General features: G+C 63.5%; 9 protein-coding genes. 1 reads left to right on the top strand and 8 read right to left on the bottom strand.

The genetic code is table 11. The annotated features are described in order from the left end of the window. From EOA22_RS17670 to EOA22_RS17635, 8 genes are all read right to left on the bottom strand, one after another. The coding region (locus EOA22_RS17670; RefSeq protein ID WP_164755590.1) for a GNAT family N-acetyltransferase at positions 1-312 on the bottom strand (312 nt) is incomplete at its 3' end. Between the two features lie 83 nt (positions 313-395). After that, positions 396-1073 (bottom strand): tRNA (adenosine(37)-N6)-threonylcarbamoyltransferase complex dimerization subunit type 1 TsaB, encoded by a 678-nt coding sequence (gene tsaB, locus EOA22_RS17665; RefSeq protein ID WP_063169988.1) that lies wholly within the window; start codon positions 1071-1073, stop codon positions 396-398. 95 nt (positions 1074-1168) lie between these two features. Beyond that, the gene (locus EOA22_RS17660; RefSeq protein WP_063169987.1) at positions 1169-2275 is read right to left on the bottom strand and encodes a DUF1513 domain-containing protein; all 1107 of its coding nucleotides are present in this window, start codon (positions 2273-2275) and stop codon (positions 1169-1171) included. A 1-nt stretch (position 2276) separates the two neighbouring features. After that, positions 2277-3356: an imelysin family protein gene (locus EOA22_RS17655; protein ID WP_063169986.1), complete on the bottom strand. Its 1080-nt coding sequence runs from the start codon at positions 3354-3356 to the stop codon at positions 2277-2279. Then, positions 3356-4957, bottom strand: a complete 1602-nt coding sequence (locus EOA22_RS17650) for a di-heme oxidoredictase family protein (protein WP_063169985.1) — start codon at positions 4955-4957, stop codon at positions 3356-3358. Before EOA22_RS17650 ends, EOA22_RS17655 begins: the two co-directional genes overlap by 1 nt. Positions 4958-4969: 12 nt before the next feature. After that, positions 4970-5455, bottom strand: a complete 486-nt coding sequence (gene bfr / locus EOA22_RS17645) for a bacterioferritin (RefSeq protein ID WP_013527914.1) — start codon at positions 5453-5455, stop codon at positions 4970-4972. Beyond that, on the bottom strand, positions 5421-5732 hold the full coding sequence (locus EOA22_RS17640) for a (2Fe-2S)-binding protein (RefSeq protein ID WP_013527915.1): 312 nt from the start codon (positions 5730-5732) through the stop codon (positions 5421-5423). The genes bfr and EOA22_RS17640 overlap by 35 nt, the downstream gene beginning before the upstream one ends. A gap of 112 nt (positions 5733-5844) precedes the next feature. After that, positions 5845-7134: an imelysin family protein gene (locus tag EOA22_RS17635; protein ID WP_063170455.1), complete on the bottom strand. Its 1290-nt coding sequence runs from the start codon at positions 7132-7134 to the stop codon at positions 5845-5847. A 433-nt stretch (positions 7135-7567) separates the two neighbouring features. Between EOA22_RS17635 and EOA22_RS17630 the strand changes: the two genes are divergently transcribed. Next, positions 7568-8149 (top strand): FAD-dependent oxidoreductase (locus EOA22_RS17630; protein WP_164755587.1); only part of this gene is annotated, 582 nt, incomplete at its 3' end.

The raw sequence follows: 8149 nt of genomic DNA, 5'->3' as shown, positions 1-8149 counted from the left end.
CCCCGCGTCCATCAATTGCCAGCCCACCCCCCGCCGGCTATGCGATCGCGCCACCGCGACGGTCAGGATCTCGCCCTCGCCTGCCGCAAGCCGCGCCAGCACGAAGCCGACGGGCGGCTTGGAGCCCTGTCCGGTTTCGCGCGCGGCATAGCCGAACACGGTGTCCTGTTCGAGCAAGGCGGCAAATTCGCCATCGGTCCAGGGGCGGACAAAGTCCTCGCGATGCAGCAGCGAGACCGCCGGACTGTCGGCGATCCTCAGCGGCTCGAGCGCATAGTCCCGGCGGCGTGATTGGAGAAAAGGTATGCGCATCTAATTTTTGTTTTCTTGTTTGACCATGATCTCTGGACAAACGGGAACCGTTGTCCGTGAAAACCGGCTTCCACTTTTCGGGATCATGGTCTGATCCTTGAAAGAATGAACCCGGCCTGCGGCTTGGCGTCGGCGCCGCGCAGATAGAGTGGTTTCGGCCGTTCGCCCGCGCCCTTGGCGGCAGCCAGGCGGGCGTAGGTGACAATGTCGGCGGTGGCCGTCCGAGGGCCGACATCGAATTCGCGCCCGGCCGATGCGCTGATGAGCGCTGCAGCGGTGCCGGCAAGCACCAGAGACGTTGCCTTCGCCATTGCCACCACGTCGGCCAGCGTGGCCACGGCCGGACCGTAAGTCAAGACTAACCTTTCGTCGTAAAAAGCCGCGTGGATCTCCTCACGGCCGGCATCCAGCGCCGCCAGCACGGCGCGACCGGGAAATGCCGTCGCTGCTTCGGCAGCCAGCGCCTCCAGTGTCGTCACTCCGATTGCCGGTATCTTCAGCGCCAGCGCCAGGCCACGCGCGGTCGAGACGCCGACCCGCAGACCGGTGAAGGAACCGGGGCCGACAGACACGGCAATGGCGCCAAGACCTGCATAGTCGGTTGCGCCTGCCTCCAGCGCTTCGGCGATGACCGCCATCAGCTGCTCGGCATGGCCCTTGCCGAGATCGAGCACCGAGCGGCCGAGCTCCCGCTTCGCCGTCGCGTCATAGACGCTAGCGGCGCAGAGGTTGGCGGCACAGTCGATGGCAAGCAATTTCATGAAGCAACCGGTTCGAAAGACAATTCCCTGTGCCCGCCACGGCCCGCCACCGCAAGGGGATAGTGCATAATTCGTTAAGCGGCTTCGCTTGTGGCCTATGCGGCCTGCTCGATGCGCAGCATGTGGTTGTCCCAGACATAGTCCGGTTCGGAGCGTGTCGCACCACTGCCCTCGACGATCTCGCCAGCGCCGGTGGTGGCCATGAAGCCGGTTCCATCGGGAGCCACGCCGCAGACCTCGACCAGCGCGCTGTTCGCGACGACCCGTCCGCTGGCCGCATCGAGCACGACAAGCGAGTTGCCTTCCGGCGAGGAGACCGCGACCGTGCCGGCAGCCGGATTGGCGGCGACCGAGCCTATGTAGTTGCGGAAGCCGGACAAAACGTCCTGCGGCATGTCGAGCAGTTGCAATTCCTTGCCGCGCACCGCGCGGCCGACCAGCAGCGGACGATCGGTGCCCGGGCCCCTGTACTGGCAACCGAACCAGACCGTGCCGGACGGATCGGTGTCCATGTGGCGGATCGACAGCTGATGCAGTGCGGCCGGCAATTCGTGCTTCTCGATGAGGTCGCCGGTGACGCGGTCTATCAGCACGTAGGACGGCTTCATGGTCGCAATGTTGAGCTCGGCGCGGCCGTAATCCGGATGGGTCTCGATGCCGCCATTTGCTACCGCAATCGTCCTGCCATCGCCCAGGAGCAGAAGCTCGTGCGGACCCATTCCATAGGTCGGGAACTCGCCGACACGGCTGAATTTCGCCCGCGCATCGTAGACGCCGACGACGCCGGCGGCGTTGTCGAAGTCGTTTTCGGTGGCATAGAGCAGCGCACCGTCGGCCGAAAACACGCCATGGCCGAAGAAATGCCGGCCGGCGATGCTGGCGATGGTCAGCGGCGCATCACGGCCCGAATGGTCGAAAACCACGGCAAAGGTGCCGGGTTGCCGCGCGAAGACCACCGAGCGTTTCGATATGGGATCGAAGGTGACATCGTGGCCGCGATCGGGCAGATCGATCGCATGCAGGACTTTGCCGGCCTCGGACAGGACGGCAGCGCCAAAGCTGCCGTCGCGTTTGACGAAAGCGGTGGCGAAGACGGCGTCGGTCGAAAGCGTCGTTGCCCAGGCCGATGGCGCCATCGCGGCCATGAAGCCAACGCCTGCAGCTCTCAGGAAATCGCGGCGATCTATCAGCGGGGTTTTCAATTCAGTCCCCATCCAGCGAGGAGAAGCCTGCGGTCAGGCCGAATTCAGCGGTCAACCTGGTCCCGATCAGGGTCGACAGGCTGGAGGTGATCAGCGCGAAATGATCGAGCTTGTCGCGCAATGCCGGATCGGCAAGCGCCTTGTCGATTGGACCGCTGACGGCCTTGGCGGTGGCGACACCGTTGACCAATTGGATGTGGATCGCTTCGGCCATCCAGCGCGCATCGGCCGGCAGGGCGTCGCCAAGTTTCGAGGCCTGGAACAGCGTATCGATGCCGGAGAGATTGCCGGCCAGTGACGCGGTGGTGTTTTGCGAGCGCCAATAGATCGCTTGTTTCGGCTTGTCCGCGTCCGGCTTGCCGCCGAAAAACCCTTTCAGGCGCACGTCACGCACCATTTCCAGCTCGTTGATGAAGACGCCGACCAGTTCGGTCACCGCTTCATTGCCGTCGCGGTAGAGCGGGTTCTGCGGCCCCGGATTGGCCCAAAGCGCTGCAAAGCCGTCCGGTTTGTTCCAGGCGGCGCTGACCTCGCCGGCCATGGTTTCGATGTTGCCGGCAACAGCAGTGCCATAGGCGCAGCGGTAGGAATCATCCTTGCCGGCCAGTGCATCGGCGCCGTCGCCGTAAAGCACGAACTCCAGCGCGCCCAGCCCCTGCATGGCGACGCTCTTGCCGGCCAGCTGTGCCGGATCTGTGGCGGTTGGATCCTTCGCCGACAGCGCCGCCTGCACCTGCTTCAGGCCAATGCTCTTGCGATCCGGCCAGAACAGCATGCGTTCCAGCCGGTTGTTCTCCTTGATCGGCCCGAAGCCGATGATTTCGGCTGACGACCAGGCATAGACGGTGGCGGAGAATTCGGCGCGTGCGGCATCGAGCTCTCCTTGCGAGGGCGTGACGCACAGCTTGCGCATGGATCCGGTCAAGGCTTCCGCATGCTCGTGCAGGCCGGCATAGGCCGGGCGGACGAAGCCATCGATCGCCCGCTGGATGATGTCGGAGGCTTTGACCGCCGCCGACGCAGGGACAACGCCCAGCAGGGCCAGCGGAAGAGCGAAAAACAATGCAGAACGCTTGAACATCACAGTGACTCCAGGAATTTGAGCAATGCGTCACGCTCGGTCGCGTTAGCGGCGGCAAAACGGTCGCGCGCTTTCTGCGCCTCGCCGCCATGCCACAGGATCGCCTCAGCCAGGCTGCGCGCGCGCCCGTCATGCAGAAAGAAGGAATTGCCGTTGACTGTCTCGGTCAGGCCGATGCCCCACAGCGGCGGCGTGCGCCACTCATTGCCCGTCGCATCGCCCACGGCCTGGCCATCGGCCAGATCAGGCCCCATGTCGTGCAGCAGGAAGTCGGAATAGGGCCAGATCAACTGGAAGGCCTGCGCCTTATTGGGCGTATCGCGGCGCGTGACGAATTTCGGCGTATGGCAGGCAATGCAGCCGATCTCGTAGAATGTCTTTTTGCCCGCGAGCACGTCCGGCCGGTCGAGGTCCCGGCGCGACGGCACGGCCAGGTTCTGCGAATAGAAGGTGACGAGATCCATCACCGGCGGCGGCGCCTCGACCGGGCCAAGACGCTGCTGCACGCCGTTCGGCATGGCGAGGCATTTTGCCTCCGCAGCAGTGCAATCGCCCCAATGCCTCGGCTCTTCGAGCGTCGAGATGCCGATGTCGCCGGCAAAGGCATCCGCCGCCTGCTGGCGGATCGACGCGGTCTGCGCCTTCCAGCCGAAGCGGCCGAGCGTCAGTTCCCCGTTCAGGCTATCGCGCACGATGTTCGGCCTGCCGGAAATGCCGTCGCCGTCCCTGTCGTCCGGATCGGCTTGGGCGAGAATATCAGACGGCGCGATCTGTTCGATCAGGCCCAGGCCGATCATCGGCGGGGTCAGGCGCGGCGACAGTGTGGTGCGTGGGTCAAGCGGCCCGTAGCCAAGGCCGTCAACCGAATAGCTCGGCTTGCGCAAGGAGATCACAGCGCCGTCCGTCAGCTCTACCTTACGTTCCTGATAGTCGATATGCATCCTGCCTTCACCGGGCAGGCCGGGTACGGCGAGCTCCTGCAATTGCCTGCCGTAGACCGGGTCGGGGAAGTTGAGCACCTCATGGTCGGCAAGCGCCGCCTTCTCTTCCACGCTGCTGGCGTCGCGGGCCAGCCGCAGGAACATCGACGTGGTGCCGGCGTCGCCTTGCGGCGGGCGGCCGCGGCCGTCCTTCAGATGACAGTTCTGGCAGGCACGTTCGTTGAACAGCGGGCCGAGCCCGTCCGACGCCTGCGTCGAGGATGGCGACGAGACCCAGTTCTTGCGGAAAAGGGCATTGCCAAGCTTGAAGTCGCCCTGTTCCTCGAAGGTGAGGTTGGCCGAGGATTGCGAGAAGGAATCGCGGCTGACGTCCTTTCGGGACGTGCCGGCGCCACCTTGCATCAGTTCGAACGGCTCTGGCCTGGAAAAATCCGTGGTCGGCCTGGTGACGGCGATGGCGCGCGCCTGATCCTTCGCATTGAGGTCGGTGCGCGTGGTAGCGAAGCCGGCCGGCTGAAGATCACCCGCCATCGCCGAAGAGGTAAGCGCCAACACGAGCATGACACAGCGCCGACGCGCCAATCCGGCTGGCGTCTTCTCAGGGGGCGGCGAGCCATTGGCCCGCCGCGAGCGGCGCACGAATTCTAGCAGGCGCCGCATTCCCGCATGCCCTTACTCCGCCTCGTCTGCCGATGCGGCGTTGAGCTGGCCGTATTTCTCCTCGCCGATCGAGGCAAGCAGGTCGAGCTGCGTCTCAAGAAAGTCGATGTGACCCTCCTCGTCGGCCAGCAATTCCTCGAACAGCTTCATCGTCACGTAGTCGCCGGCGTCGTTGCAGATTTCGCGCGAACGCTTGTAGGCGGTACGTGCGTCATATTCTCCGGCAAGGTCGGATTCGAGCACTTCCTTGACGTTCTGCCCGATGCGCAGCGGCGCCACGGACTGCAGGTTCGGATGGCCTTCGAGGAAGATGATGCGGGCGACGAGCTTGTCGGCATGGTGCATCTCCTCGATCGATTCCGCCCGCTCCTTCTTTGCCAGCTTCGCGTATCCCCAGTCCTCAAGCAGACGGAAATGCACCCAGTACTGATTGACGGCCCCAAGCTCCAGAAAAAGGGCCTCGTTAAGCCGCTCGATGATCTGCGGATCGCCTTTCATGAATTCTGCTCCCGTATTGGATGCGCAGGCCTCTGACGCGATCCAGGTGTGAAACGACATCCACGCCGCTCGCCTCCGAGCGGGCGTGGTAGTTTTCGGTGACCCGAATGATCGTTTCCACCACATTTGGGAAGCAGCCGCAACAGCGACCGCGCTTTTGCATTGCATGATAGATCTTCGCCGGCACGATCAACTGCCAGGGATCCTGGTCCAGCAGCCCGACGATCGTCTGCTCGATCTCCTTCTCGGTGATGATGTTGCAATGACAAATCAGCATTGGCTTGCTCGGCTGGCTGACGGCGTCTCCCGCGCCGTGTGGCTTGATCTTCTGGCGGAGGCCGTTCCAAAGCCGGTTGTCCGGCTCCGGGTCAGTCTCCGTCGTTTACCCCTTACTTGAACACCTTGTCCGGCGCGTCGAGGCTGTCGGACCCTTCGAAGGCGATGGTGCTGAGCTTCAGGGAGCCGACGGCGCGCTCAATCGACTTGGTCTGATCGATCAGCGCATCGATCGCCGCCTGGACGGTGGCATTGCCCTCAATGTTGCCCTCGGCGATCTGCTGGTCATAGGCCTCGCCGGCCAGTGCACGCGCCTTGATCGCCTCCATCTTGGCGACCGAAACATCGAGCTTGTCAGACAGTTCCTTGTCGATCGCCGGGTCGGCCGCCTTCACCATATCGGCCACCGAAGGACCCGAAACGATGGTGCCGTCGAGACGCGTGTAGCTCGCATGATAGGCCGCGCGAATGCCGATGGCGTCGTAGAGATGCGAATTGTAGGTGTTGTCGGAGAAGCAATCGTGCTCCTCTTCCGGATCATGCAGCAGTAGGCCGAGCTTCATGCGCTCGCCGGCCAGTTCGCCGTAGGACAGCGAGCCCATGCCGGTGAAGATCGTCGAGATCGCCGTGTTCGGCTCGCCATCGACAAGAGCCTTGCGGGCGGCGCCGTCTTCCTTCCAGTTGCCGACCATCTCCTGAAGATCCGAAACCAGAAGGTCGCTGGCCGATTTCAGATACTCGGCGCGGCGGTCGCAATTACCGCCGGTGCAGTTCTTGAGGTCGTAGTCGGTGTCGGGGCGCTCGCCGGCACCCGGGCCGGTGCCATGCAGGTCCTGGCCCCAGAGCAGGAATTCGATGGCGTGATAGCCGGTGGCGACATTGGCCTCGATGCCGCCGGCTCCCTGCAGCGTGCCGGAGAGGAATTCCGGCGAAAGCTTCGATGCATCGACCTTCTTGCCGTTGATCTCGATCTCCTTGTTGGCGATCACATTGGCCGTGTAGAGCGCGTTCGCGTCCGATTCGGTGCCGTAGCTCTTGGCGACATAGTCGATCAAGCCTTCATCCAGCGGCCAGGAATTCACCTTGCCTTCCCAGTCGTCGACGATCTTGTTGCCGAAGCGGTAGACTTCGGTCTGCTGGTAGGGAACGCGCGATGCCTTCCAGGCGTCACGGGCAGCGTTGAGGGTTTCCACCGATGGCGTGGCGAGCAGCGCGTCGACCGCCTTGTCGAGCGCCTGCGCGGTGGTCAGCGAATCTTCGTATTTCGCGAGCGCGATGTCGGAATAGGTCTTGATGACCGCCTTTACATCGGTTTCCGCCTTTGCCGGCAACACGAATACCGCCGCCGTCAGCAGGGCAGTGGCGCCGATCGCCGCAAGCCTGCTGCCATATCGTGCTGTCATGATCACTCTCCAGTTTCTCGGAAATTCTGTAAACGGCGCGCGCAGCAACCGGCGCCAGGCCATCTGCGGGCCATTGGGCGCAAGAGATGCCGCGCCATCGCGCGGTTCGCGGAAGAAAGACACCAAAATGCCTCCAATCGAAAGGGTTCAAGGCCCAGACATTAAAGGGATGCGCTGACGCGCGAGCTTCCATAAAGCTGCGACACCGTCGGATGTCAATGACAATCCGCAAGAAAAGTCAATCGAAACAACAGTTTAGAATTATTCTAAACTGCGACTGTCAACTTTATGCATTTTCCTGCACCGGTCTTGCCGCTGAACTGTGCGATTGACAGCCGCCATCCCGGATGCGACCCGCAAAAGCTCGCTTGCAGCGGTGCCAGACAATTGCCATCTGGCGGAACATCCTAGGGTAGAATCGGGATTGAGTGCGATGAAGAACGGTGTGGTCATTGTCGGCGCGGGCCATGCGGGCGTGCAAGCGGCCGCAAGTCTGCGCGAGGACGGTTATGACGGACCGGTAATCCTCGTCGGAGATGAGGACGAACTGCCCTACCACAAGCCGCCGCTGTCGAAGACCTTCATCAAGGATGCCGAGGCCAAGCCACAACCCTTGCGCGGCGAGGCCTTTTACACCGGCAGCGCCATCGACTACCGGCCTGGCGTCAGGATCGATCGCATCGATGCCGGACGCCGCAGTTTGGATATTGCCGGCGGTGGTGCGCTTGCCTTCGACCACCTGATCCTGGCGACAGGCTCGCGCCCGCGCACGCTGCCGCTGCCCGGTGCCGATCTGTCCGGGGTGCTGTCGCTGCGCTCGCTGGCCGATGCGCGGCTGATTCGCGACCTCAGCGCGCAAACCGACGAAGTCGTCATCCTCGGCGGCGGTTTCATCGGGCTGGAGATCGCAGCCACGTTGAGGGCCGCCGGCCGCACGGTGACAGTGGTCGAGGCGGTGGACCGGCTGCTCGGCCGCGCCGTGGCGCCGGTGGTGGCGAGCCACGTCCGGCAACGG

It is taken from the genome of Mesorhizobium sp. M7A.F.Ca.US.014.04.1.1 (genome assembly GCF_003998745.1).
GTDB classification, from domain to species: domain Bacteria; phylum Pseudomonadota; class Alphaproteobacteria; order Rhizobiales; family Rhizobiaceae; genus Mesorhizobium; species Mesorhizobium ciceri.
Note: the sequence above shows the minus strand (reverse complement) of the source record. Positions and strands in the feature narration are given on the sequence as shown.

Excerpts from the sequence above, each read along its gene's own strand:
- EOA22_RS17635 (WP_063170455.1), bottom strand. The coding sequence starts at position 7,134 with ATGACAGCACGATATGGCAGCAGGCTTGCGGCGATCGGCGCCACTGCC.
- tsaB (WP_063169988.1), bottom strand. The coding sequence starts at position 1,073 with ATGAAATTGCTTGCCATCGACTGTGCCGCCAACCTCTGCGCCGCTAGC.
- EOA22_RS17650 (WP_063169985.1), bottom strand. The coding sequence starts at position 4,957 with ATGCGGCGCCTGCTAGAATTCGTGCGCCGCTCGCGGCGGGCCAATGGC.
- EOA22_RS17640 (WP_013527915.1), bottom strand. The coding sequence starts at position 5,732 with ATGCTGATTTGTCATTGCAACATCATCACCGAGAAGGAGATCGAGCAG.
- bfr (WP_013527914.1), bottom strand. The coding sequence starts at position 5,455 with ATGAAAGGCGATCCGCAGATCATCGAGCGGCTTAACGAGGCCCTTTTT.
- EOA22_RS17655 (WP_063169986.1), bottom strand. The coding sequence starts at position 3,356 with ATGTTCAAGCGTTCTGCATTGTTTTTCGCTCTTCCGCTGGCCCTGCTG.